Source organism: Yinghuangia soli (assembly GCF_021502675.1).
In the GTDB taxonomy this organism is placed as follows: domain Bacteria; phylum Actinomycetota; class Actinomycetes; order Streptomycetales; family Streptomycetaceae; genus Yinghuangia; species Yinghuangia soli.
This window is the reverse complement of the sequence record NZ_JAKFHA010000004.1, coordinates 180,565-205,329: the sequence shown is the minus strand read 5'-3', so window position 1 is coordinate 205,329 and position 24,765 is coordinate 180,565. Positions and strand designations below refer to the sequence as shown.

Genomic DNA, 24,765 nt, shown 5'->3' with positions numbered 1-24,765 from the left:
CGTCCCTCGACGCTACCCGGCCGGATGCGCTGCCACCGGTTCCCCGCCGGGGCGCGGCGCGGTCGCCTGGTACGCGGCGAACAGCGGCACGGTGCCCGAGGCGTCCATGACCGCGCAGGCGAACGGGCGGTCGAAGGCGAGGTTCAGGGTCGGCGGCGGGGGCGTGTAGCTCATCCAGGCCATCTGCACGTCGGTGACGGCGGCAGCCTGCACGCCTTCCTCGTCCACGCGTACGACGCACTCCTGGTCGACGCGCTGGAGGTACAGGTGTTCGGACGACAGTCCGCCGAACTCCGCAGCGTGTTCGTCGAGCGCCAGTTCGACGCCCAGGGCCGGGAGGTGGCCGTGCACCGCGAGCGAGGTCCGCAGCTCGAAGCGCGGCAGGGAGAGCCGGACTTCCTCGTACGGGACGGGGTTGCCCGCGCTGCGCGGGGCCCAGGCCGCGGCCATCACCGTGGCGGGCGGCATGCCCTCGGGGCCGAGCGCGAAGCGGACCACCGCGGGCTGCTCGCCGGCGCACGCGAGCTCGGCGACGTGTACGGAACCGCCGTACGCCCCGATGGTCCAGACGTCGGCATGCGGCAGCGTGCGGGACATCATGCGGACCCTGGCGGGCTCGCCGGCGGCCGGCCGGAAGACCGCCTCGCGGGTGTCGGCGGGTGCGAACGCCTCGGCCCAGCGGGCCCGGAGTGCCAGGGCGTTCACGAGGATCAGCCGGGTGTCCGGGCCGGGGGCGGCCGGGGGTTTGTCGACGAGTCCGCCGGTCGCGTCCCGGATCCAGGCGGCGATCGCGGCGGGGTCGCCCAGCGGCCCGCATCCGACGTCGGGCAGGCCGGCGGCGAACTCCTCGCGCAGCGGTGCGCGGCTCCAGATGCCCGTCGCCGCGGCCAGGGCGTCGGTGCCGGCCAGGTCGCGGGCCACGGCGGTCACCAGCGGCGCGGCCTCGGGGCCGGCCAGGCCCACCAGGTCGGCCAGCTCGTCGGCGGTGTCGCCCAGCGCGCCGCAGGATATCGCCGCGAGGGCGAGCCACAGCCCGGCCGGCGAGCAGACCGCGTCTCCCCCGGCCGCCTCGACCTGCGGGTCGGACAGGACACCGTCCAGCCAACGGGAGCCCAGCTCGCGGATCTCCCCGGCGTACTCGCGGAGGGTCAGCTCCTCCTCGCGCTGGTACATCGCGCCTGCCTCCCCGGCGTCGTCGATCATGGACCTCTCTTCGACGCTACCCCGCCGGGCGCCCTGGTACCGGCAGCGCCCGGCCGCCAGAATGCGCGCATGGCTCATGATCACGACGCGGCGGTGCGGCGGCTGCTGGACAAGCAGGACATCCACGAGACGGTGCTGCGCTACTGCCGGGGCGTGGACCGCATGGACCTGGAGCTGGTGCGCGCCTGCTACCACCCGGATGCCACGGACAGCCACGGCAGCTTCTCCGGGACCGTGGACGAGTTCCTGGCCTGGATCGGACGGCTGCTGCCCCGGTACGCGATGACGATGCACCTGGTCGCGAACCACTTGGCCGAGTTCCAGGGCCCGGACCTGGCGCGGGCGGAGACCTACGGGGTGGCGTACCACCGCAGTGCGACGGACGATCCGCGCGGCAATCTGACCACCGGATTCCGCTACGTCGACGACTTCACGCGCCGGGACGGGCAGTGGCGCATCGCGCGGCGGGTGGCGACGACCGAGTGGGTGCGGGTGGACGACCCGGCGGCGCACTGGCCGGTCCCGGACGGCATGCTCACCGGGCGCCGGGACCGCTCCGACGCGGTGTACGCGGAGTTCCCCGGCTGAGTCGCCGCCGGGACAGCACGCCGGGACAGCACGCCGGGAACCGCACAGGGCCGTGCCGCGTGCCCACGGCACGGCCCTGCGGTCCGGGTGCGCGGTCGGCTCAGGAGGCCGGGCGCAGGTGGGCGACGATCTCCTGGAAGTCCGTCATGATCCGCTGGAAGCGGATGACGTGGCCGCCCTGTTCGGAGAACTGCTGGTGCGGGATGCCGGCGTGGGTGAGCAGTGCGGAGAACTCCTGGTGGCCCTGCAGGACCTGGTTCTCGGTGAAGCCCTTGAAGTCGGCGAGGATGTCCTGGGTGCCGTTGCCGGCCACCAGGTAGACGCGCTTGCCGCGGTAGCGCTCGACGTTCTCCACGGCGTTGTCGGCGCTGACCCGCGCCTGGTCCCAGAACGGCACGCCGTAGATGGTGCCGCCGGCCAGGTCGATCGCGGCCGAGGTTGCGTTGGCCCAGTGCCCGGCGGCGCCGAAGTTGCGGCGCATGCTGGCCGGCCCGGAGTGCGAGCTGACCGAGGCGAAGTGGCCGTAGTACTTGGCGCCGTACTTGAGCGCGCCGAATCCGCCCATCGAAAAGCCGCACACGGCGCGGCCGGCGAACTCCGCGTGGGTGCGGAAGTTCGCGTCGATCCACGGGACGAGCTGGTTCATGTGGAAGGACTCCCAGTTGCGGGGGCCCACGAAAGAGCTGACCGGGTTGGAGTGCCAGCCGACCTGGCCGCCGTCCGGCATCACGATGATCATCGGCAGGCCGGCGGTGTAGGGGACGATCCAGTCCCACTGCGTGAAGTCCAGCCCGGGGCCGCCGCCGTGGAACAGGTACAGCACCGGGTAGCGCAGGCCGCTGGTCGCGTACCCGTCCGGCAGCAGGACGTTGATGCCGGGGCCGGTCGGCCAGCCGATCTCGGCGGTCTTGACCCGGTAGTACTTGAGCCGCGGGTGGTCCTCGTTGTGGTCGATGAGCCGCAGGCCGAAGCCGTCGGCGACGGTGGCGGCGTTCGCGGTGCCGGCAGCGGCGACGACGCCTGCACCGCCCAAGGCCAGAGCGGCCCCGAGGCCGCCGGCGCCCTTGATGAGGCTTCTACGGCTGGGATGGATTTCGGTCACACTGATCCCCCGATCAGAATGTCGCGGAAATGCCACCGGGCCGTCTCGGTCGCATCGGATGCGCGACGATCACACACCAGCGTCCGGCGATGGTCAATAGCAAACCGAGATAGCTTTTCGGATGCCCACCCCACCCGCCGCCCCTTGTCGCGTGCCTCCGAAAACCCCTCCCCATCAGGGAACTTCCCCGTACCGGCCAAAGTCGCCGGAGCCGACACGTGTCACCCTCCGAACCCCCAGTTGAACACGTTCAAATCTTCTGGATAGGCTTTGAACACGTTCAATTCAGGGGGTCGTGATGGTTCCTCTCGTGAACCTGCTCGTCACGTTCGGCATGCTCGTGATCCTGCCCGCGGGCCTGCGGCTGCTGCCCGACCCGGGCGCCGTGGCGCTGTCCCGGGTGTGGCTGCTCGCCGCCGTGCCGGGCGCCGTCTCCCTCTGGATGCCCCGCGGCCCGGACGCGGCCGCGCTCGCCGCGCTCTACCTGGCCGCCACCCTGGCCCTGGCCGCCTGCGCCCCGGCCCGCCTGCTCCGCACCCGCTCCCTGGCCCCGCGCGAACTGGCCATCCTCACCGCCCTGGCCTCCCCCGCGGTCGCCGCCACCGCCCAGACCGCCGAACGCACCGGCCACGAGCTCTTCGGCTTCGACCTCGCGATCCTGGCGCTCACCGAAGCGCACTTCCACTACACGGGTTTCGCCGCCATGCTCGTCGCCGCCCTGCTCTGCACCCGCAACGCCCCCGGCCACGGCTCCTTCGCAGCCGTCGCCGCGGTCGCCGGGACGCTCGCCGTCCTGCTCGGCTACTTCGCCGGCGCCTGGCTCCAACTGGCAGGCGCAGTCGCCCTGACCGCGGCGATGTGGTCCCTCGCCTGGACCATCTGGCACCACGCCCGCCCCACCGCGGCCACCCGCACTGCACGCACGCTGCTGACCGCAGCCGCCTTGGTCCCGGTCCCCAGCATGCTCCTCGCGCTGAGCTGGTCCCTGGGCCTGGTCAGCGACTTCCCGCACCTGAGCCTGACCTGGATGGCCGCCACCCACGGAGTGGCCAACGCCCTCGGCTTCGCCACCTGCACCCTGCTGGCCCTGCGGACCCCGCGCCCCGGCACCCCGCCCGCCGACACGACCGCGACCGCCGCCGCCAAGGTCCACCACCTCGCCGCCTGACCGCACCGCCGCTCGGCGCGGCGGCACGGCGGCCACCACTCAGGGGACGCTGACGCCCGGGGTGTCCTTCGAGGCGGGTTGCGGGGTCTGGGGCGGGACGGACGGGGTGTCGGCCGGTTTGCGGAAGACCCTTGTGGCGTGGATCTGGCCCAGGCCCTCGGGGATTTCCGGGTCGGGTTGCGGGAGGCCGGGGCGCAGGTGCTCCTCGACGGAGATGTACTTCAGGCCCGCGCGGAGGTCCGCGTCGTTGCGGAGGCGGACGACGAGGGGGAACTCGGCGAGCGCCGTCGTGTCGAAGAGGCCTGTGGTGTAGATCAGTTGGACGCCGAGCGCGTCGGCGACCGCGCGCTGCAGCTCCAGGAGGTACGAGGCGTTCGCGCGGCCGATGGGGTTGTCCAGGAAAAGCGTGCCCGCGTGGCGGTGGCGGGCGCGGCCGCGGTCGTTGCTGCGGAGCGCGGCCATCGTGCAGTAGAGGGCGATGGCGGCGGTGAGGAGCTGGCCGCCGGAGAAGACGTCGCCCATCTGGCCGACCGGGACGCGTTCGGCGCGCAGGACGGAGTCCGGCTTGAGGATCTCGACCTGGACGCCGCGCGGCTCCAGGCCCGCGTGGACGCCGCGCAGGAGCAGCGTCATGCCGTCCCGGCGGACCGCGGCGGCGCCGGTGCGGCGGGCCGCCCGGGTGGCCTCGTCGACGACCTCGCCCAGGCGTTCGGACAAGTGTGCGGCGTCCGGATCCTCGAAGCGGATGCGCAGGAACTCCTGCCCGGACCACTCGCCGAGTTCCTCGGGCAGCCGGGAGAGCCGCTGGGCGGCCCGCAGGGTGGTGAGGGACGACTCGACCATGCCGCGCAGCCGGTCCACGATGCTGTCGCGGTTGCGTTCGATCTGGGCCAGCTCGTCGGTGAGGACGCGCAGCCGCGGCTCGAACGCGGCGGCCCAGGCGAGCGCATGCTCGGGCAGTGCGGACAGCGGGAGTTCGCGGATCTGCTGGCGGGCCGGCATGCGGACCTGCTCGAAGCGCGCCGAGCCGGCGTGCCGGACGACGGCCTCGGCGCGTTCCCGGACCTGGCCCTCGGCGGCCGACAACTCCCCCGCCGCGGTGCGCAGCGCGCGGCGGCAGGCGGTGGCGGCCTCACGGGCCTCGGTGGAGCTGCCTTCGAACGCGGTGCAGTCGTCGTCCTGACCCGCCTCGGCGGCCGGCAGGGTGTCGGTCAGCGAGACCGAGATCTCGCCGAACACCGAGACGCCCGACTCGGCTTCGGACAGCGCCCGGACCAGGCGGGTGTGCGCGTCGCGGGCGGTGTCGACCTGCTCGGTGCAGGCGGCATGCTCGGCGGCCGCCTCGCGCAGGAGTTCCTGCGCGTGCGCGGGGTCGCTCGGGATCCGGTCCGCGGGCAGTTCGACGTGCGCGTCGCGGCCGTCGCCGGGCGCGTGGCGCTCGACCTCGCCGCGGAGCCGGCCCAGGAGTTCGTTGGCGGCGTCGGTGCGGCCTTCCAGGGTCCGCACGTGTTCCTCGGCGCGGCTGCCGGCCGCCAGGCGCGACGGGCCGTCCGCACCGTCCGGGCTCTCCAGGAGTTCGGCGGCGTGCTTGCGGACGCGCGCCGACAGCCGGTCCAACGCGGCCTGCGCGGCGGTCTGCTCACTCTCCGCGCGGGCCTGCTCGGCACGCAGGTCGGCGCCGACGCCGACCTTGTCGTACAGCACCGATGCGGTGCGGTACGCCTCACGCAGCGCGGGCAGCGCGGCGGGCGGTTCGCCGGACGCGGCCGCGTCGTCGTCGGGGGCGCCGCTGATCTCGGCGCGCTCCTCGAGCAGCGCGCGGGCGGTGCGCCGGGCGTCGTCGGCGGCCCGCTGGGCCTGCCGGCGGTCCTGGTCGGCGGCCCGGGCGAGGTTCAGGTTGGCCTCGGCGGCCCGCTCGTGCTCGCCGGTCTCCTGGTCGAGTTCGCGGATCCGCCGGGTCCAGCCGGCCCGTTCGCGCAGCCGGAAGGCGAGGCCGGCCAGGGTGTCGGCGCGGCGCCGGGCGAGCTGCGCGGCGTCCATGCGCCGGTCGCGCTGGTCGACGGCGCGGGCCCGGACGGTCTCGGCGGTCGCCGCGGCGGCCTCGGCGGCGGCGCCGGCCGCGCGGGCGTCGACGAGGGCCTGCGTGGCGGTCTGGACCGCGGCGACGAGTTCGCCGACCCGCCCGGCCGGGCACGAGGCGCGCCAGGCGGCGAGGCGTCCGACCAGGTTGCGGTCGCCTTCCAGGCGGGCGGCGCGCTGCCGGATCGCGTCGTCGCGGTCCGTCGCGCGGCGGCGCAGCGCCTGGCGTTCGGTGTCCGCGGCGCGTTCGTCGTGCATCGCGGGGTTCGGCGGGACGAGGAAGACGGTCTCGGCGGCCGGTGCCGCGGCCCGGGCGGCGAGCAGTGCGTCGGGGGTGCCGACCGCGACCGCGGACCGCGGCAGCAGCGCGGCCTCGGCCAGCACCTCGCGGGCACGCGGCATTTCGCTCGGGGCGGTGACGACGACGCCGTCGACGAGGTCGGGGTGCGCGTCGAGGACCGCGGCGTGCCGTTCGGCGGGTACGGACTGGGCCAGGTAGCGCCAGCCGGGCAGCGCCGGGATGCCGTGCTCGCCGAGGTGCTCGACGGCGGCCAGGACGTCCGGGTTGGGCGGCAGCAGGCCGCCGTCGCCGAGTGCGGCCAGGATGCGGCTGTCCTCGGCGGCCTCGGTGCGCAGCTGGAACAGCGCGCGCTCGCCGTCCGCGACCGCGTCCGCGAGCCGGCCGCCGAGGATGTCGGCGGCCTGGTCGAGGACCGCCACGGGGCCCGCCGGACCGTCGTCCGCCGCGCCGGACGTGCCTTCCAGGCCGAGGAGTTCGGCGACCCGGGGTTCGGCGAGGAGTTCGCGGGAGGACGTGCGGACGCCGGCCAGCTCGTGCTCCGCGGCACCGAGCCGGTCCGCGGCGCGGGCCGCTTCCAGCTGGGCGCGGCCGTGTTCGGACTCGGCGTCGCGGACCGCGCCGGCCGCGGACTCGACCGCGGCCCGGGCCTCGCTCCAGGCGGTCGCGGCGGACTTCTCCTCGGCGGCGGCGCGCTCGGCGGCCTCCGCGGGGTCGTCGTCCTCGGCGATCCAGCCCGCCTCGACGGCCTGGCCCAGTTCGCTGCCCACCTCGCTGAGCCGGGCCCGCAGGTGGACCGCCTCGCTGCGGGTGCGCTGCGTCTCGGTGGCCGCAACGGTGGCGGCGCGCTGCGCGGACTCGCCGCGCTCCTGGAGCTCGGCGGCGCGCTGCTCTTCCTGGTCGGCGCGTTCGTCGGCGACCGCGGCGGCGGCGTTCAGCGCGCGGACGAGGGCGCCGGCCGCGGCCTGGCGGGCGGCGAGCGCCGGGGCGGCGTCGCGCTCGGCGGCCTGGATGGCGGCGGCCACGCGCTCGGCACGGTCGGCCGCGGAGCGCTGGCGCAGCACCGCCTCGGTGCCGAGCCAGGCGGCGAGCATGCCGCGGGCCTCGGTCAGTTCGCGCTTGAGGGCGGCGCCGTCGGCCTCCGCGGCGGCCAGCCGCATGCCGGCGTGCCGGTGGGTGATCTCGGCGGTGACCAGTGCGGTGTGCGCGCGGGAGCGCTGCGCGGCGTCGACCGACTCGGCAGCCGCGGCGACCTGGTCGGACAGGTCCGCGGCGCGGCTCCGCTCGCGGTCCGCGCGCAGCGCGAACTCGCGGCCGAGCAGCCGGGCTTCGTCCTCGGCGGCGTGGTGCGCGGCGCGCACCCGGCCGCGCTGGTCGGCGGCATCGGAGAGGGCGTTCAGGAGGCCGGTGGCGCCTTCCACGAAGTCGCGTTCGGCCATCAGCTCGGCGCGCTGCGAGAGCTTGGCGGCGAAGCTGTCCACCAGGTCGGCGAGGCCGTCGGTGTCCGCGGTGTCGGTGACCGCCCGGAGCAGCAGGTCGACGAAGTCCGCGTCGTTCTTGACCGCGAACAGGCCGGCCGCCTCGCCTTCGTCGGCGTTCATCTCGCGCTGGTAGCGGAAGAGTTCGGGGTCGAGGCCGAGGTGGTTGAGGTGGTCGTTCCAGCGCTCGTGGATCTCTTCCCAGACCACGTCGACGTCCGGGTAGAGCTTGGCGGTCTCGGCGAGCGCGTCGCGGAAACCGCGCATCGTGCGGCGCCGGCCGGCCGAGACGACCGGCAGGTCGTCCAGGGTCAGGCCGGGGCCGGGCCGGAAGGAGTACCAAGCCTCGGCGAACTTGCGCGGGTCGGAGGAGACTTGGCGGCCGCGCCATTCGCTGACCTTGCCGACCACGACGAGTTCGCCGGTCTGGGTGTGCTGCCATTCCAGCGCGACGTGCCCGCAGTCGTCGGCGAGCAGGAACTTGCGCAGCACGCCGGAGCTGGCGCCGCCCAGGGTGTTGCGGTGGCCGGGCAGCATGACCGAGAAGATCAGCTTGAGCAGCACCGACTTGCCGCCGCCGTTCTCCAGGAACAGCACGCCCGCGGGCGCGGGGCGGCGCGGCGGGCCGACCGGCTCGCCCTCGAAGAGCTGGGCCTGCCGGGGTGCCGGGTCGGGCACCGGCTCGCCGACGCCGCGCAGGTCGAGCACGGTGTCGGCGTAGCGCGCACCCGCGGGCCCGATGGAGAACAGGCGGACGCGGGACAGCTCGTACATCGGTGGCGGTCTTCTCTCGCTTCAGCAGGGACAGGGGTCGGGGCGCGGGCCGCGGAGGTCAGACGCCGTGGAACGGCAGTCCCGCGCCGGGCACCAGCTCGCCCGCGTCGTCGGTGGGCGGCACCAGTGTCGCGCTGCCGTCCGACACCGGGACGACGCCCAGTTCGAGCAGTTCGCTCATCGCCGCGCTGCCGGCCATGTCGCGGACCTGGAGCTGGTAGCGGGCGGTGGTGCGGTAGGTGCCGCCCGCCTCGTCGGAGACGCGCTGCAGGAAGCCGGAGTCGACCAGGAACGCGACGGCCTTGCCGACGATGCCGACGGTCGAGGCGGACAGCCGCCGGGCGTCCTTGGTCGCCCCGGTGGCGCTGCGCCGGGCGTACACGCGCCAGGCGGCTTCCAGCCCGGGGGCGTCGACGGCCGGGTCGATGTTCTCGCCGCTCTGCTCGGCGCGCTCCTCGAGGCGCCGGCAGGCCTGCCGGACGAAGGCGTCGACGCCGTGCACGCTGATGCGGCCCACGTAGGAGTCCTCGGCGAGGTCCTCGGGGCGCGGGAACGCCAGTGCCGCTATGGCCAGATGGGCCAGGCCGTGCAGGAAGCGGTCGGCGGACTCGGTGGACGCGCGCCGGGCGTAGTCGCTCATCCGGACCGCGAAGACGGAGTCCTCGGCGGCGGTGACCGCCATGCCGGCGCGCGGCGACACTTCGAGGACGACCAGGCCGAGCCCGGCGGCGACCGCATCGCAGAGCGAGGCGAAGCGCGGGTCCTCGCGGTGCCGGCGCACCAGCTCGGCGTACTCGGCGTCGCGCGCGGGCAGCAGCTTGGGCTGCAGGCCGAACGCGACGAGCCGGGCGGCGTCGCTGACGTCCGCGGAGGTGATCGGCGCCGCGGCGGGGCTGCCGCCCGGGGACGCGTGCCGGTCCTGGCCGGGGAAGGAGGTGGAGGAGCTGCTGGGGTCGGTCACGCGCGGTTCCGCCTGTCGATGGGGTCATCCGGGCCCGGCGCGCCGGGCTCGGAAGGGGAATCCTGAACCGCACCACCCGGGTTCGGGACGCCGGCCGGCTGCGCCGGCTCCCCCGCGAGTTCCGCCGCGGGGCCTGGCGCGTCGGCGCGCGGGAGCGCGCCGGGCGGGCGTACCGCGTCGGAGTGCAGGGGTACCTCGAAGGCGGCGTCCGGCAGCATCGCGGGGGCGGACTCCGTCGGACCCGCGGCATCGACCCCCTGGGGCTCGCCTTCGGCGGCCAGAAGGGCGGTGCCCACGATCAGGTCGGCGCCGCCGACCTCGGGGTCGTCCAGGATCACGCCGTCGTCGATGGCGACCAGCAGGGACCGGTCGCCCTGGCGCAGCGCGGTGCCGACCGGCGGGGAGGCCGCGTGGAAGGCCAGCAGGGCGACCAGGTACGGCAGGTCGGGGTCGCCCGCGCGGGCCTCGGCGAGGAGGCCGGACAGCCGGCGCGGGGCGTCCGGCGGCAGGTCGAGCAGCGCGGCCGCGGCGTCGTGCTGGGCCTCGCTGAAGCGGCTGTCGTCCGGGGTCGCCACCAGGTCCGGCTCGGGCACCTCGGCGCCCAGGTGCTCGCGCTCGACGGGCGGGGTGAGCAGCAGTTCGGTGAGGTCGTGCAGGCGGACCGCGACCGGGGTGCGCAGGCCGGTGCCGGCCGCGAAGAACCGGTCGGTGACGGCCCGCGCGTCGCCCACGGGCAGTTCGAGGACCGGGCGCAGCAGCTGCCCGTACAGGTCCAGCCCGGGGCGCTGCGGGCGGGCCGCGAACGCCTGCCGGTCCTGCTCCGCGCGGAAGAGCGGCCCGGCCTCCATGAGGCGGGTCTGCAGCTGGGTGTGGCGGCGGATGCAGTCCTGGACGATGTCGACCAGTTCGGCGGCGCTGCGCTTGTGCTCGGGTTCCTCGGCCTCGTCGCGGGCGCGGCGGATGTTGGTGAGGATGGCGTTCTCGTGCCGGTAGCGCTCGGCGACGTGGTCGAGTGCCTCGTCTATCAGGTCGGGCACGGCCTTGAGCCAGTCGACCGCGCGGACGTTGCGGCGGGTGGCCTCCAGGGCGCGGCGCAGCGTCTCGGCGTACTGCACGGTCCGGTAGCGGGCCTGCTCGGCGGCGAACCTGGCCTCGGCCAGGCGGCCGCGGCGGATGAGGTGCTCGAGTTTGACCTCGGCGGCGATCTGCGCGCTGGTGACGTCCGTGTCGAGGGCGCCGACCAGGACGTTGACCGCCTCGTCGGTGGCCCGCAGGAAGATGTCGCCGTCCGGGCCGGGGACTTCTTCGAGGAGCTTGAAGTCGTAGTCGCGGCGGACGTAGCCGTCGGCCTGGGTCCAGGTGCCGTAGACCGCGCGGAAGCCGCGGTCGACGCTGCCGACGTTGATGAGGCTCTCGAGGACCCAGCGGGCCACCCGCTCGTGCTCGGCGGGGCCGCGGTCGGGGGCCTGCGCGGCGACCCGGGGGCGCAGCCGCGCGACGACCTCTTCGTGGTCCGCGCCGGTGTCGAAGTCCATGGTCACGGTGACCAGGTCGATCGCGGTGAGGCCGAGTTCGGCCATGGCGTAGACCGAGTACTCGCCGGCCAGGTTGGCCTTGCGCGCTTCCAGGTCGTGCAGCGGCGCGGTGCAGGCGAGGGCCTTCAGGCGCCGGGCGAGGCCGTCCTCGGTGACCCCGGCGCGGTACGGCGCGGCCCCGGGGATGGCGGGGGTGCCAACACGGGCAGCCTGGGCGGAAACGGTCACGGTCGACAAGAGTAGAGCGTCGGGGGGACACTCCCGGCCAGGCCTCGCCGGTGTCGCCGGGACCGCATTGCGCCGACCGGCCCAAGGGGCGGTCGGCCGTTCGGCCGAGCGGTCAGGCTACCCGATCGGCGCAGCCGCCGGGCGGCGGGTCACACGGCGGCGAGCCGCTGCCGGGCCGCCTCGCGGACCTCGTCGTCCTCCGCGGGGTCGCGGGCGAGTTCGCGGAGCCGGTCGGGTACGCCGGCGACCTTCAGGTCGGCCCATTCGACGGCGGTGAGCCGGGTCTCGGCCTCGCAGTCCCACAGGCAGTCCACCGCGGTGGTGGCGGTGAAGTCGGGCTCTATGCGGGCCAGGGCGTCCACGGCGCGGGACCGCAGCCCGGCCCAGGGGCTGGCCCGGTAGACGTCGCGGACCGGGTCGAGGGCCTCGGTGAGGCCGAGTCTGCCGATGCCGTCCACGAGGTCGGTCAGGGTGAAGCGGTCGTCGGCGGCCGCGGTCCGACATCGCTGCAGGGCCGCGATGAGGGCGGGTCCGTCGGCGGATTCGCCGGCGCCGGCCAGTATGCGGACGGCGACCTCGCCCAAGGGGCCGTCGGCGCCCATCCAGCGCCGGGCGCGGAGGACGGCCTCGCCGCTGCGCAGCGCGCCCACCGCCTGCACGGCGGCCTGGCGCACGGGTGCGGGGGTCTGCGCGCCCAGCGCGGTCTCGGCCAGGTCCAGGAGGGCCGGGTCGCCGACGTCGCCCAGGTAGCGCAGTGCCGCGATGCGGGCGCCCGCGGCGCCGGACCAGGCGGTGGCGAGGATCAGGCCGCGGTGCTCGGGGGTGGCGAGGGTCGCGAGCCTTCTGCCGCAGACCGTGCTGCGGCGCGGGCTCGAGGCCGCCTCGGACAGGACCTGGTCGACCGTGGCGGCGGGCCGGGGCTCGGGGGCGGCGGCCTTGCCGCGGGCCAGCTCCCAGCGCCACCAGTCGAGGTCGACCTTCTCCACGATGCGCCGCATGCGCACGTTGGCGAAGCCCCACATGCGCCACGGGCGCATGCCGGTACCTCGGCGCACGCACTCGTACAGCTCCTCGTCATCGGCCCGTTCCAGGGCGAGCGCGAGCATGCCGGTGAGCGCGTGCGGGTCGGCGGCGTGCGCCAACTGCTCCAGGGCGAGGGTCCAGTCGCGGCCTTCCGCGGCGTAGGCGCGCAGCAGGTCGACGGCGTCGGTGCGGCCGAATCGGGCCAAGTTGCCCAGCACGGCCAAGGGCAAGGCGGTGCGCTCGGCGTCCTCGTCCTCCCAGTCGGCGTCGCACAGCAGGTGCGCGGACAGGGCGTCGAGGGGGGCGTCGAGCCGGTGGTACAGGCGTGCGTAGTAGAGGGAGCGCGATTCGGTCGCCGGGACGGCGCGCGGATCGCGGAGGACGCACGAATCGAGTGCGGCGGCCACCTCGGCGCGCGCGGCGGGGCCGTCGGCGGCGAGCGCCCGGCGGGCGCCCTCCCCGTGGCCGCTGCGCAGCTGCGCGAGCAGGTCGGACTGCAGCGGGTGGCCGGCCGGGGTGCCTGCGGCATCGGCGGGGTCCGCCGACTCGTACGCGGCACGTGCCCGACTGGTCATGACTTGTTCCTGGCTGGATCGAACATGTCGCCAGGATCCGACGCGCCGGATCAGGGGGCAACAGGATTTCACGGACATGAACGCCGGACGACGTCCACGAGGCCTCGCGGCCCGCCCGTGGCGGGGCGGGACGCGGCGGCTTCGTCGCCCGACTGTAGGGCCTCGGGGGCCCGTTTCAGGCTTGTCGCGGAAAACTGATCCGCGGCCGGTGCCGGCGTACCGCCCGGTAGTCCTCTCCGGGCAGCGGGGTGAGCATACGGGCCGGGACGTACGCCTCCTGTGCGCAGGTCCTCGTCTGGACCTCGCCGGCGTGCGCCACGGCGCCCCAGACCGGCCAGCTGACGCGGGCCCGCCAGGTGCCGTCGCGGTACTGGTGCCAGCTGACGAGGGTCACGTCGAGGTGCTGGCCGTCCGGCAGGCGCATGCGGACGCGGGGCGGCCGCATGCGCCGGTGCGGGCGCGCGAGTTCGGGGGTGCTGCGCAGGTCGGCGGGGGTGCCGGAGCCGGGCAGCGACTCGTCGGCGGGTTCGGGGGCGGGTCCGGGAACCCGCGCCTCGGGGGGCGCGGGTTCGTCGGTCCGCGCCCGCTTCCGGTCGGGCGCGGCAGGGACATGGGGGTGAAGCGGGGCGTGCCCGGCACGACGTGCCGCACCGGCGCCGGCCCCGGTCTTGCTGCTGGTCACGCGCCACATTGTGGAGCGGCCGGGGGCTGTCTCCGGCGGACCTCGACGGCCCGGTCGCGCCAACCACCCGACTGGCGCAAGCGCGGTGACGGCGGGTCAGCTCACCACGCGGAGGTCCGGCGGGCCGCCGACCGGGATGCCGAGCATGGCCGCGAGGTCCTCGACGAGGTGGGCCGCCTGGGCGAGCGTGAGGCGCTCCACGGTCCATTCCTCGGTGGGGCGGCCCTCCTCGTCGGTGTGCGGTCCGAAGCGCAGTTCCACCGGTCGTTCCGCATCCGTGGAGCGCAGGACCGGGACGCGGGCGACCAGGGTCACGTTGTTCGACATGCGAGTTCTCCGTTCGGATGCGGGCGTCGCCACCCGGCAATATTTGGACACTTGTCGATACTTATCGACACCTATCGACAGATTCGGCACCGTTCTTGAGCGGCCGGCCGGATGACTCCGGTGTTGCCCGCCCTTCCGGTCCGGAAACCGGGTTGGCGGACCGGAAGGGCATGACGCAGGGCCGCGGGCGGGTACCACTCAAGGGGAGACCCAAGAGGAACCCGGACGCCGGGAGGTTGTCGCGTGATCGACGTGTGCGAACCGCTCGCACCCGAGTCCGCCGAGCGTCTGCTGGACCTCGCCGCGTCCCACCCGGACGCCGCGACCCGGGCGGACCTGCTCGCGATCCTGGTGTGCGTGGCGGTGCCCGAACAGTTGCAGCCGCGCTTTTCGGTCACCCTGATGGACGCGCTGTCGGTGGCCGAGCCCGAGCTGTTCCCCGATCTCGTGCGCACCGCGGCGGGCAGCGCGAATCCGGCCGTGGTGATGTGGGTGCGCGCCTTCGCCGCGACCCCGGGGCCGCGGCGCCGGGCCGCGCTCGAGGCGCTCGTGGACGTGGCGGATCCGGACGTGTCGATCGAGCTGGAGCACCTGTCGCGCTCCCCCGATCCGGGCGACCGGCGCATCGCGCACCGGCTGATGGCCCGCTGCGAGCGCCGCGACACGGTGCTGCGCACCATCACGCCGGCGCCGGCCGACGAGGCGTGGCGGCCGACGTACCACGGCATCCTGCGCGTGGTGGGATCCCGGTGGTTCGACCTGATGCAGCGCCATCCCCCGATCCACGCCGCGTCGTTGCCGCCCGAGCGGCTCGGACCGCTGCTGGTGGACCGGCTGCTCGACAGCGCGGTCGCGGTCGCGGACGCCGCGCAGCACGGCACCGGCGACAACAGCGGCAACGGGAGCGGCAGCGCGCCGCGGAACGGGCATGCGCAGCCTCCCGCCGCGGGTTTCGAACTGCGCGAGTGGCCCGCCGAGATGCCCTCGGAGACCGCGGTACGCCTGGCCCGCGAGCTCAACGGCGCCTATCTCCCGGACCGCAAGGGGCTGTTCCGCCGCTACCGGCTGGCCCGGCGCGGCGAGGGCCCGGATCTTGCGGTGTCCGCCCAGTCGCTGGCCGAACTCGCGGGCGTGGGACCGCCGGTGGTCGCGGTGACCGAGCTGCTGGGCCCGCTGCTGTCCGCGGACCCCGTCGAGAGCGCGGATGCCGCGGCGTTCCTGCGGACCGCGCTGGAGCAGGCCGCGGCGGCCCGGGCGCACGGCTCGTACCCCCGGCACTGAGGACGCGGCGGCCCGCACGGCACCGGGGACGGGAATGGAAACGGAAACGGCCCCGGTGCCGGAGCACCGGGGCCGCGTCCGCGTGATGTGCGGTGGTGTGCGCGGGGATCAGACGCCGCTGAGGAACGCCTTGACGAGCGGACCGGCCGCGACGCCGCCGGACTTGCCCTTCTCCACGATGACCGCGACCGCGATGTCGCCCTTGAAGGCGATCATCCAGCCGTTGGTCAGGGTCGCGCCGCCCTCGGAGAACTCCGCGGTGCCGGTCTTGGCGCCCTCGGCGCCCGAACCGGACAGCGGGCCCTGCGCGGTGCCGCTCTGCACGACGCGCTGCATGAGGCCCTTGAGCTCCTGGGCCAGCGCCGGGTCGACGGGCTTGGCGGCCACCCGGCCGGGCAGCGCGGGCTCGGTCACCAGGACCGGCTGGTTGAACGTGCCGGAGTCGACGGTGGCCGCGACCGAGGCCATGACCAGCGGGCTGGCCTGGACCTTGCCCTGGCCGATCATCGACGCGGACAGCTCGTTCGCGCTCGTCGCGGCGGGCACCGAGCCGTCGAAGGTGCTGGCGCCGACGTCCCACGCATCGCCGATGCCGAAGACGTCCTTGGCGACCTTGGCCAGCGAGTCGTTCTGCAGCTTGCTGCGCTGGTCGATGAAGCCGGTGTTGCACGACATCGCGAAGTCGGTGCCGAAGTCGGCGTTCGGGATGGGGTCGAGCGCGTCGTAGTTCTTGAAGGTCTGGCCGTTGACGACCACGGTGGCGACGCACGGCGCCGGGTCGGACGGCTTGAGGCCGGCCTGCAGCAGCGCGGCCGCGGTGACCGTCTTGAACGTCGAACCGGGCGCGTAGTGGCCCTCGAAGGCGCGGTTCTGTCCGGTCGGCGGGTTGTTCGCGGCGGCCAGGATCTCGCCGGTCTTGGTGTCGATGGCGACCAGCGCGGCGTTCTTGTCCGAGGAGATCTTCACCGACTGCTCGGCGAGCTCCTGCAGGCGCTTGTCGATGGTCGTCTTGACCGGAGTGCCCGGCTTGCCCTGGATGTCCACCAGAGTCGCCACCGGCTGCTTGTTCGGCCCCTCGATGGTGAGCTTCGAGGTCGCGGTGCCGCCCAGCGTGCCCTGGTAGCGGGCCTGCAGGCCGGAGGTGCCCACGGTGTCGCCGGCCCCGGCGTTCTCGTAGCCCTTCTTCGCCAGGATCTCGGCGGTCGCGGCGCCCGTGGTACCGACGAGCTGCTTGGCGGCCAGCGCCGTCTGCTGCGTCGTCTCCTTGATCTGCACGCCCGGCGCGAACGGCGCGAGCTTGGCGCGGGCCTGCGACTCGAAGACGTCCTTCTTGAGCGAGACGACCTCGACGGCCTGGTCCTGGTTCGCGGTCTTGGCCACCCGCTCCTTGAGCTTGGGCACGTCCACGTCGTACAGCGGCTTGGACAGCTCCGCGTAGATGGCGTCCGCGTTGGCGCCCATCTTGGCGGGCCACAGGCTGATCGCGACGACCGGCGACGAGCCGGCCAGCTGGTTGCCCTGGCGGTCCAGGATCGAGGCGCGGTCGGGCAGCTTGCGCGAGTTCACGAACTTGCTGCCCTCGGCGTACTGCGGGTGCACGATCGTGGACTGCCAGTGCACGACCGGCTTGTCGTCCTTCTTGACCACGGGCACCACGGCGTCGAACTCGACCGGCTGCGCGATGCCGCCGACCATGATCTTCGACTTGTACGCGAGCGTGCCGGGCTTGTCGCCGCTGCCCTTGGTGTACGCGCCGGGCACGTACTCGCCGGACTTCAGCTGGAGCTGCTGGCGCGCCGCGTCGAGCTGCGCGCTCGCCTTGGCCTGGTCGTCCGTCAGGGCGGCGGCGCCGGCGATGTCGCCGGCCTGCCACTTGGCAAGGAAGTCCTTGGCGGTCTGCTCCGAGGCGTCCTTGCCGTCCCCGCCACCGCCGCTGCATCCGGTGAGCGCGACCGCGACCACGACGGACAGCGCCACTGGCACCACCGAGGGAATCCGTCGCCTTGACCTGCCCACTTGAGCCTCCTGTTGCCGCCAACCGCCGGATCCCCGGCCGTACGTCCCGCCACGCTACCCAACGCCGAACCCGGCAGGGCGCCCGCGGGCGGACCCGGACCCGGTTGTGACCGAGCTGTCGATGTTCGTGTGTCGATCACATGAACGCAATGCAGGGCCGCGCGGTTGCTCCGCGGCCCCGGGCAACTTCGCCCGCGGCCGCGTGACGGCGGGTCAGGACGCCGCCGGGGCCCGCAGCGCGAGCACCGCGTAGGTGACCTCGACGCCGGTGTCCTTCTTGGCGGCGTGGAACGCGACCGTGTGGCCGGTCTGCGCGATGCAGTAGAACTTGCCGAGGTCGACCTTGCCCGATACGCGCGGCCCGCTGAGCTTGGCCTCCAGCGGCGCTGCACACGTGCCGTCCGGCTTCGCGGCGCCCGCGGAGAGCACCGCGGTGCCGTACTGCAGGGCGGTGCCGTCGAAGCACAGCTCGCGCTCGGGGGCCGGTGCCGCGGTGCGCGTCTGGATCTCCTCCGCGGGCGTGGTCTTGTCGCCCCACGCCACACAGGAGCCGGACGGGAGCGCCAGCGTCTTCGGAGGCGTGTCGGCGTCCGGGTACGCGTTGGACAGCTCCAGCTTGGGATCCCCGGCCGCGCCCGTGGACGTCGCGGTGGCCGTGCCGCTGCCGCTCGGGCCGCCGGCCGGCGGCGAGGAAGGCGGCTCGGCGGCCGGCGTGCCGGTCTGCGCCTGCGGCGTCACGAAGATCGTCGGGTTGTTGGCGCCGAACGGCTTGTCCTCGCTGCCGCCGTCCCCGCACCCGGCGACCAGCAGAGCCGCCCCCGCCGCCCCTGCCGCCATCACGCCAAGACGTCTGTATCCCACGGCCAAACCCCGTCCCTTCTACGGTCGAGGTGGAACCCTACCGGCGGCCTGCCGGGCGTGAACGGGGGGTTCGACTTGGCCCGGAGCCAATCGGTTGGTGGCCGCGCGGCGCCGCCTCGGGTCGCGAACTGCCGTGCCGCGCAAGGGCTCGCGGGGGCACGCAAGCACCCGCGCGCATCGTCGGAGGGGATGACGCGCCGGGTGGCCCCTCATCCTCCCGCACGAAAACTCCTGCCGCACGGAAACCAATACGGCAAGACGCGCGTCGGATAAGGACATGGGGCCGTACGGCACAGGCCCAAACGGATATCCGGTCGGGGAGTGCCGGTCGAGCAGGAGGAGAACGGGGCGATGGGGACCACGAGGATCGCCATTCCGACACCGCCGCGCTACGGGTGGCAGGAGGATGCTTCCTGCCGGGGGATGGATGCCGCATTGTTCTTCGGGGACGACCAGGAGCGGCCCGGCGAGCGCCGGGCCCGCGAGCGGGTCGCGAAGAAGGTGTGCATCAGTTGCCCGGTGCGGAGGCTGTGCCTGGACCACGCGCTGACGGTTCCGGAGCGGCGCGGAGTGTGGGCGGGGATGGGCGAGACGGAACGCGCGGCGCTGCTGCGCGAAAAGGAGCACGCGGCTTAGCCGCCCGGCCGGAGCGGCCGGGCGGAGGCGGGGACGCAGGGCAGGAGCGCGGGGCGCGGGACCGGACGTCGCGGGGGCGGCCGGTCAGCCGGGCAGTTCCGTGTCGGCCACCAGTCCGCGCACGCCGAGGCGTTCGCGCACGCGCGGTTCGCAGGCGTCGACGATCACCGCGACGCCGGCCCAGTCCGCGCCGGTCTCGGCGACCATGCGCCGGACCGCGTTGGCCTGCGCGCCGGACTCGATCCACTCGTCGACCAGCAGGACCCGGTCCTGCGGCCCGAACAACCGCCGCGGGGCGATGAGGGTGAGGCCGCCGTCCTGGTACTCGGGCGGAGTGCGGCCGCGCAGCATCGGGTCGTCGCCGTCCCGCTGCCCTTCGCCCGCGATGCGGTACTCCTTGCGCACCTCGACGAATCCGACGCCCAGGTGCTGCGCGGTCAGCGGACCGAGCACCAGGCCGCGCGTCTCGATGCCGGCCACCACGGTCGGCCGCGGGGTGTCCGGGCGGTCGGCGTGCAGTCCGGCGAGCGCCGGGCCGAGCATGCCGAGCAGCTCGGGATCGCGCCACCATCCGGACAGGTCGGCGAACACGCCGACCGGCGTATCCCGCCAGGCGAAGGTCTGCGTGAGTAGTTCGACGACGCGCTGACGGTCCGTCACGCCCATATCCTCCCGGGTTTCCCGCCGATGACCGGGTCAGGCTACCGGTCACACGACATGGAAGACCGGACCCCTCGGCGTGAAGGGCAGCCGGGCGCCGCGCGGCACCAGGTACGCATGCTCGCGGCGCACCGCGAGGCGGTCGCACTGGCCGTCGGTGATCACCAGGATCGGGCCGTCGGGCGGGAAGTCCTCGGCGCGCTGCAGCAGGTCGATGCCGGGCTGCAGCCGGGTGCCGCCGCGGCCGCGCACCCGGACGCGGCCGGCGATGTCCTCGACCGGCAGGAATCCGGCGTCGTACGCGGCCGCATCGCAGAACACCACGCGGGCGCACGGCACGTCCCGGGCACTCGCGTACGACGCGATCGCGCCCAGCGCCTTGCCGAGCAGCTCCGGGTCCATCGACCCCGAGGTGTCCAGGACGACGCCGAACGTGCACTGCGCCAGGACGTCTTCGGGCAGGTACCGGCCGGGCCGCGGGATGTCCGGCGTGGCCGCCTGGCGGCGCGAGGCCCGGGCGAACGACCGCCGGTGCTCCGGCATGCGCACGTGCGCGTCGAACCAGCGGGCCAGCTTGGCATCCCAGGCCAAGGGCGGGTGCTCGAGCGCCTGGATCTCCTCGATCAGCCCCGCGGGCACCAGCCCGCGCGACGAGTCGTGGTACGCCAGGCCGGTGGTCAGCGCGCGCCGGTAGAACTCGTCGAGGTCCACGGTCGTGCGCGGCCCCTGCCCCCGCTCCCACGGCGCGGGCGGCAGCGTCTTGCGGTCCCGGTGCCGGGTACCGCGGCGCTCCGCGGCCTGCGGGTCGCACAGCCAGTCGCCGAGCACGTCGCCGGTCTTGCCCGCGTGGGTGCGGCCGGCCACCGTGCGCAGCTTGCGGGCCCGGCGCAGGTCGGTGGCGAGCGTGTCGTACACCGCCTCGGCGGACAGCCCGCGCAGCTGCGGGTCGTACAGCAGGCCGTCGGGCATGTCCCCGACACCCATCTGGACCAGCCAGTCGTTGACCACGAAGTCGCAGGCGATGTTGAAGAGTTCCGGATCGCGGCCGGCGAGGCGCCGCTCGTGGCCGAGGGCCGCGTGCAGCATCTCGTGAGCCAGCACGAACCGCCATTCGCGCTCGGTGAGGTCGGCGTAGGGGTTGATGTAGATCTCCCCCGCGGACGCGCTGACCGCCGCGATCTCGATGTCCCAGGCCCGGGCCACCGCGGGATCGTCGACCACGGTCAGCCCCGCGGCCAGCGCGCCGAGCAGCGGGTACGCAGCGACGAACCAGTTCAGCGCGCGGTCCCACGGGCCGGGCGCGGTCTTGCGCTGCACGCCGCCGGCCTGCTCGTTGGCCTTGCGCATCGACGCCTGCGCGGTGCGGGCCAGGCCGCGGGCGAGGATCGCGGACCAGTCGGGGTCCCACGGCTCGTACGTGCTGTCCCAGCCGTGGGGCTCGGGGAGGGACACGAAGCAGGGCCGGCTCCCGTTCGTGCCCAGGCCGCGCAGCTCGGGCGGGACCCCGGTCTCGGCCCAGCGCGCGGCGAGGACGGTCTCGTCCCCGTTCGGCAGCGGCGGCTGGTGCGTCAGCGGCTGCCCGATGCGCAGCGCCTCCTGGGCGAACCGCTCGACCGCGACGCAGCAGGCGGCCGCGTACGCGTCGGGCACCGGGCCGCCCGGGTCGATGCCGGCTTCGCGCAGCCGGTCGGGAGCCGTGTGCCCGAGTCCGAGGTGCAGGAGCAGATGGGTGAACACCCAGGCCCATTCCTCGGGCCGGCCTTCCTGGTACGGGTTGACCTCGATCCCGCCGCGCGAACCGACACGCGCCCAGGCGACCGGCTCGGGGCCTGCGGCGTCCTGGTGGGGGCTGCCCAGCAGACTGCTCAGCGTCCCCTGGCCGCGCACGATCTCCTGGCCGGCCGCGCGGGCGGCGGCGCGGCGGGCGGCCTGCTCCTTCGCCTTCGCGCGGGACACCGGCCTCACTTCCCCGCGCGGGCCGCGACCAGGCGCGGCATGTCCTTGGCCGCGTCGATGAGGAACCAGCCGGGCAGCGGCGTGTTGCCCGCGTCGTCGTCGGCGATCACGAGCTGGGCGATCTCCAGGGATATCTCGGCCAGTTCGACCAGCAGGCCCTTGGCCCGGAAGGCGAACTGGCGTACGGAAGCCGAGGCGTGCCGCTTGTCCGCGGGCAGGTCCTTGGCCAGCCGGGCCCGGAAGGTCTCGGCGAGGAAGTAGAGCAGGTCGCGGTCGGCGGGCGCGGCGGGCCAGCGGGCGTCGCCCTTGAGGATGGCCTCCAGTCCGTAGGCGTTGCGCACGGTCTTGAGGTAGGCGAGGAAGCCCGCGGCGTGCGTCGCGGTGAGCGTGCCGTGCGCGAGGAGGCCGACGATCTCGGTGCCGCGCGGGCCGTTCACGGCGTCGCCGTACGACGTGAGGGTGTCGGACAGCATGTGCCAGCTGCGCGGCGTGGAGAACGGCTCCTCGGTCTTCGGCGGCGCGCTCCACAGGTGGTCGGGGCGCTGCGTGAGGTATTCGACGATCCACGGGTGGATGCCCGCGTGCACCGCCCAGGTCAGCCAGTCGGCCGCGGACGCGCGCAGGTGGACGTGCACGAGGCGGTTCGCCAGCGCCGAGGACATGGGCCGGGCCAGCGCGTTGTCGGTGGCCCGGTTCCCGGCGCCGATGACGACCGAGCCCGCGGGCAGTTCGTAGGTGCCGATGCGGCGGTCCAGGATCAGCGAGTAGAAGGCCTTCTGGACGTCCGGCGCGGCGGCGTTGAGCTCGTCGAGGAACAGGCAGTACGGCTCGTCGCGGGCGATCTGCTCGGGCGGGCAGAACCGGCTGCGGCCGTCCGCGATCTGCGGGACGCCGATCAGGTCCTCGGGGGCCAACTGGGTGCCCAGCAGCGAGACGCACTCCAGGCCCAGTTGGTCGGCGAACTGCCGGACCATGGCGGACTTCCCGATGCCCGGCGCGCCCCACAGGAACACCGGCCGCACGACGGCCACATGGAGCAGCACCTCGGGCAGCGCGGCGGGGGTGACGGTCACGGAAGACTGCACAAAGGGTCCTTGAGGGGGCGGCGTCCGGGGGACGCGGGAGGTGTCCGGCGGCGAAGGTGCGCAAGGGACGGCGCCGGAGCGGGGGTTCACGCTGCGGCGCCGGGACCAGGGTCGCGCTCCGGCCGTACGATGTCACCCGGTTTTGCGTACCGCGGGCGGGGGCGGCGGTTCGGCGCGGGCTCGCGCCGGGGCGTGGTTGCCGCTGGAAGCGTCGACATTCCTCTAACGTGTGTCCCATGGCAGCCGTGCAGGCCGCCGGGCCGGACCCGGCCGTGCAGGCCGGAACGACCAGGTACTAGGAGAACGCCCCCTATGACGATGGTGCGGCTGCGTCGGCAGGACCCGCGCGTCGTGGGGTCGTACCGCCTGCTGCGCCGGCTCGGCGCGGGCGGCATGGGCGTGGTCTACCTCGGCACCGACCGGCACGGGCAGAAGGTCGCCCTCAAGCTGATCCGGCCGGAGCTGGCCAACAACCCCGAGTTCCGCTCCCGGTTCGCCCGCGAGGTGGCGGCCGCGGCCCGGGTCCGCGGGAACCGCACCGCACCGCTGGTGGACGCCGATCCGGAGGCTGCCCGGCCCTGGCTGGCGACCGCGTACGTGCCGGGGCCCTCGCTGCAGCGCCGGGTGGGCGAGCGCGGCCCGCTGGGCTGCGTCGAACTGGCCCGGGTGGGCTCCGCGGTGGCCGACGGGCTGGTGTCGGTGCACGCGGCCGGCGTCGTGCACCGGGACGTGAAGCCGTCGAACATCCTGCTGTCCCCGGACGGCCCGCAGATCATCGACTTCGGCATCGCGTACTCGGAAGGTGCGGGCACGCTCACCCATACGGGTACCGCGGTGGGCTCTCCCGGCTTCCTGGCGCCCGAGCAGGTGCGCGGCCAGCCGGTCACCCCGGCCACCGACGTCTTCGCGCTGGGCGTGACGCTCGCGTACGCGGGGCGCGGGAGTTCGCCGTTCGGCTCGGGCCCGGTCGACGCGCTGCTGTACCGCGTGGTGCACGAGGAGCCGGATCTCGACGGCGTGCCCGGGCCTGCGGTGCCGCTCATCTCGGCGTGCCTGTCGAAGGACCCGCTGATGCGGCCCAAGGCCGAAGAGGTGCGCGACCGGCTGGCCGTGCTGGCCCGGCGCCAGGCCGGCGAGCCGGATGCCGGGCCGCGCTCCGGTCCGCAGCGCATCGCGTCCTCGTCCGGCCGCGATGCGCGTTCCCCCTCGGGGTCGCAGCGGGTCGGCACCGCGAAGCCGGGCAGTACGTCGGCACCGGCCCCGGACGCCAAGCCCGATGCCGTGCACCCGCCGCGCCCCGGCGGCGCCGCGGACTCCCCCAACGGGCGTACCGGTGGCGGCGGGAGCGCCTCGGGCCCGGACACCGGCCGCAACCGCGCCGCGCGGAACGGGGCCGCCGGCCGCCCGAGTGCGGGTCCCGGTCCGCGCTCGCGGGGCGGTTCGACGTCCGGCGCCCGTCCCAGCGCGCAGCAGCGCCGCCGCCGGATCCTGGTGCACCAGGCCATCGTCTTCGTGATCGTGACGGCCGTGGTGGCGCTGGCCATCGCGGCGTTCCAGGGCGGCGACTCCGGGAAGCCGGCCGGCAGTCCGAAGCCGGTGGTCTCCGAGGGCGTCGGCGCGCTCGCGCCCGCGGCGTCGGCGCCCGCCGCGGACTGGGCCAACCGCACCTATGCGGACCCGACCGCGGGCGGCGCGTCGCTCACCCTGATCGGCGGCTCGGCCACGGTCGGCGCGGACCGCGTGGACCTGTCGGAGACCGTCCCGGCCACCTTCGCGGGCGAACCGGCGGTCGTGGTGGTGCTGACCCGCACGCCCGGCGCGGGCGGCCCCGTCACGCAGTTCGTGGAGTTGTTCCGCTTCGACGGCGGCGTCCCGGTCCCGCTCGGCGTCAAGGCCGTCCAGGGCGATCCCGCGATGACCGCCGCGAAGTGGTCAGTCGAACCGGGCGCCATCCTGCGCACCGCCACCGTCCCGGGGCAGCCCGACGTCGTCACCCGGTACGCGGTACGCCCGGACGGCACCCTCAGCTGAGGCACCGGGCGCACCGCAGTTCGGTCCGCTCCACCATCCACCGCCGTCCGCGCGGCCGCGGTGTGGCGGCGCCCCCGCAGCCCCTGGGGCGGCCCCGCCGCCTCCGTGCGGCTCTCCCCCCTCCCCCGACGGCGAGAAGGCGCCCTCCGGGCCCCGGTGCGGGGTCGGAGGGCGCCTTCTCGGGGAAGTCGCCCCCTGGTCGTGGTGCGGGTCGGCGC

At 74.7% G+C, this 24,765-nt stretch carries 18 protein-coding genes; 5 read left to right on the top strand and 13 right to left on the bottom strand.

Annotation, left to right across the window (positions count from 1 at the left end; genetic code table 11):
- Nucleotides 1-12 precede the first annotated feature (12 nt).
- Nucleotides 13-1,203, bottom strand: coding sequence for a serpin family protein (locus LZ495_RS09890; RefSeq protein WP_235051670.1), 1,191 nt, complete (start codon nt 1,201-1,203; stop codon nt 13-15).
- Nucleotides 1,204-1,272: 69 nt separating this feature from the next.
- On the opposite strand from LZ495_RS09890, the gene LZ495_RS09885 reads away from it, so the two are divergent.
- Nucleotides 1,273-1,791 carry a nuclear transport factor 2 family protein gene (locus LZ495_RS09885; RefSeq protein ID WP_235051669.1) on the top strand — a complete coding sequence of 173 codons (519 nt, stop codon included), beginning with the start codon at nt 1,273-1,275 and terminating at the stop codon, nt 1,789-1,791.
- 100 nt (nt 1,792-1,891) lie between these two features.
- Here the strand turns inward: LZ495_RS09885 and LZ495_RS09880 are convergent, their stop codons facing one another.
- The gene (locus LZ495_RS09880; RefSeq protein WP_235051668.1) at nt 1,892-2,893 is read right to left on the bottom strand and encodes an alpha/beta hydrolase; all 1,002 of its coding nucleotides are present in this window, start codon (nt 2,891-2,893) and stop codon (nt 1,892-1,894) included.
- Nucleotides 2,894-3,191: 298 nt separating this feature from the next.
- Here LZ495_RS09880 and LZ495_RS09875 point away from each other — a divergent pair, with 298 nt between their 5' ends.
- Nucleotides 3,192-4,061 (top strand): YndJ family protein, encoded by an 870-nt coding sequence (locus LZ495_RS09875; RefSeq protein ID WP_235051667.1) that lies wholly within the window; start codon nt 3,192-3,194, stop codon nt 4,059-4,061.
- Nucleotides 4,062-4,100: 39 nt separating this feature from the next.
- Here LZ495_RS09875 and LZ495_RS09870 read toward each other — a convergent pair whose 3' ends face one another.
- The 6 genes from LZ495_RS09870 to LZ495_RS09845 form a co-directional block, all read right to left on the bottom strand.
- Nucleotides 4,101-8,690 carry a hypothetical protein gene (locus tag LZ495_RS09870; protein ID WP_235051666.1) on the bottom strand — a complete coding sequence of 1,530 codons (4,590 nt, stop codon included), beginning with the start codon at nt 8,688-8,690 and terminating at the stop codon, nt 4,101-4,103.
- A 58-nt stretch (nt 8,691-8,748) separates the two neighbouring features.
- On the bottom strand, nt 8,749-9,651 hold the full coding sequence (locus LZ495_RS09865; RefSeq protein ID WP_505011340.1) for a hypothetical protein: 903 nt from the start codon (nt 9,649-9,651) through the stop codon (nt 8,749-8,751).
- Nucleotides 9,648-11,372 (bottom strand): hypothetical protein, encoded by a 1,725-nt coding sequence (locus LZ495_RS09860; protein ID WP_235051942.1) that lies wholly within the window; start codon nt 11,370-11,372, stop codon nt 9,648-9,650. The genes LZ495_RS09865 and LZ495_RS09860 overlap by 4 nt, the downstream gene beginning before the upstream one ends.
- 191 nt (nt 11,373-11,563) lie before the next feature.
- On the bottom strand, nt 11,564-13,012 hold the full coding sequence (locus LZ495_RS09855; protein WP_235051665.1) for a HEAT repeat domain-containing protein: 1,449 nt from the start codon (nt 13,010-13,012) through the stop codon (nt 11,564-11,566).
- A 175-nt stretch (nt 13,013-13,187) separates the two neighbouring features.
- Nucleotides 13,188-13,694, bottom strand: coding sequence for a hypothetical protein (locus tag LZ495_RS09850; protein WP_235051664.1), 507 nt, complete (start codon nt 13,692-13,694; stop codon nt 13,188-13,190).
- Between the two features lie 96 nt (nt 13,695-13,790).
- A complete protein-coding gene (locus LZ495_RS09845; RefSeq protein ID WP_235051663.1) occupies nt 13,791-14,021 on the bottom strand; it encodes a hypothetical protein in 231 nt (76 codons plus the stop codon).
- A gap of 243 nt (nt 14,022-14,264) precedes the next feature.
- Here LZ495_RS09845 and LZ495_RS09840 point away from each other — a divergent pair, with 243 nt between their 5' ends.
- Nucleotides 14,265-15,302, top strand: a complete 1,038-nt coding sequence (locus LZ495_RS09840; protein ID WP_235051662.1) for a hypothetical protein — start codon at nt 14,265-14,267, stop codon at nt 15,300-15,302.
- Nucleotides 15,303-15,410: 108 nt separating this feature from the next.
- On the opposite strand, the gene LZ495_RS09835 is transcribed toward LZ495_RS09840, so the two are convergent.
- Both LZ495_RS09835 and LZ495_RS09830 read right to left on the bottom strand, forming a co-directional pair.
- Nucleotides 15,411-17,288 carry a penicillin-binding transpeptidase domain-containing protein gene (locus LZ495_RS09835; protein WP_235051661.1) on the bottom strand — a complete coding sequence of 626 codons (1,878 nt, stop codon included), beginning with the start codon at nt 17,286-17,288 and terminating at the stop codon, nt 15,411-15,413.
- Between the two features lie 243 nt (nt 17,289-17,531).
- On the bottom strand, nt 17,532-18,179 hold the full coding sequence (locus LZ495_RS09830; protein WP_235051660.1) for a hypothetical protein: 648 nt from the start codon (nt 18,177-18,179) through the stop codon (nt 17,532-17,534).
- A 351-nt stretch (nt 18,180-18,530) separates the two neighbouring features.
- On the opposite strand from LZ495_RS09830, the gene LZ495_RS09825 reads away from it, so the two are divergent.
- Nucleotides 18,531-18,815: a WhiB family transcriptional regulator gene (locus tag LZ495_RS09825; protein ID WP_268822570.1), complete on the top strand. Its 285-nt coding sequence runs from the start codon at nt 18,531-18,533 to the stop codon at nt 18,813-18,815.
- An 84-nt stretch (nt 18,816-18,899) separates the two neighbouring features.
- Here the strand turns inward: LZ495_RS09825 and LZ495_RS09820 are convergent, their stop codons facing one another.
- Genes LZ495_RS09820 through LZ495_RS09810 form a run of 3 tightly spaced genes read right to left on the bottom strand, consistent with a single transcriptional unit; the run spans nt 18,900 to nt 22,516 of the window.
- Entirely contained in the window at nt 18,900-19,475 is a 576-nt protein-coding gene (locus LZ495_RS09820) for a phosphoribosyltransferase family protein (protein WP_235051658.1), read from the bottom strand.
- A gap of 48 nt (nt 19,476-19,523) precedes the next feature.
- The gene (locus tag LZ495_RS09815; protein ID WP_235051657.1) at nt 19,524-21,431 is read right to left on the bottom strand and encodes a vWA domain-containing protein; all 1,908 of its coding nucleotides are present in this window, start codon (nt 21,429-21,431) and stop codon (nt 19,524-19,526) included.
- 5 nt (nt 21,432-21,436) lie between these two features.
- The gene (locus LZ495_RS09810) at nt 21,437-22,516 is read right to left on the bottom strand and encodes an AAA family ATPase (protein ID WP_235051656.1); all 1,080 of its coding nucleotides are present in this window, start codon (nt 22,514-22,516) and stop codon (nt 21,437-21,439) included.
- Between the two features lie 312 nt (nt 22,517-22,828).
- Here LZ495_RS09810 and LZ495_RS09805 point away from each other — a divergent pair, with 312 nt between their 5' ends.
- Nucleotides 22,829-24,547: a serine/threonine protein kinase gene (locus LZ495_RS09805; protein ID WP_235051655.1), complete on the top strand. Its 1,719-nt coding sequence runs from the start codon at nt 22,829-22,831 to the stop codon at nt 24,545-24,547.
- The last annotated feature ends 218 nt before the right edge of the window (nt 24,548-24,765 follow it).

What these genes read in the sequence shown, in the direction of transcription:
- LZ495_RS09890 (WP_235051670.1), bottom strand. Translation starts at nt 1,203, where the DNA reads ATGATCGACGACGCCGGGGAGGCAGGCGCGATGTACCAGCGCGAGGAG.
- LZ495_RS09885 (WP_235051669.1), top strand. Translation starts at nt 1,273, where the DNA reads ATGGCTCATGATCACGACGCGGCGGTGCGGCGGCTGCTGGACAAGCAG.
- LZ495_RS09875 (WP_235051667.1), top strand. Translation starts at nt 3,192, where the DNA reads ATGGTTCCTCTCGTGAACCTGCTCGTCACGTTCGGCATGCTCGTGATC.
- LZ495_RS09870 (WP_235051666.1), bottom strand. Translation starts at nt 8,690, where the DNA reads ATGTACGAGCTGTCCCGCGTCCGCCTGTTCTCCATCGGGCCCGCGGGT.
- LZ495_RS09855 (WP_235051665.1), bottom strand. Translation starts at nt 13,012, where the DNA reads ATGACCAGTCGGGCACGTGCCGCGTACGAGTCGGCGGACCCCGCCGAT.
- LZ495_RS09845 (WP_235051663.1), bottom strand. Translation starts at nt 14,021, where the DNA reads ATGTCGAACAACGTGACCCTGGTCGCCCGCGTCCCGGTCCTGCGCTCC.
- LZ495_RS09825 (WP_268822570.1), top strand. Translation starts at nt 18,531, where the DNA reads ATGGGGACCACGAGGATCGCCATTCCGACACCGCCGCGCTACGGGTGG.
- LZ495_RS09805 (WP_235051655.1), top strand. Translation starts at nt 22,829, where the DNA reads ATGACGATGGTGCGGCTGCGTCGGCAGGACCCGCGCGTCGTGGGGTCG.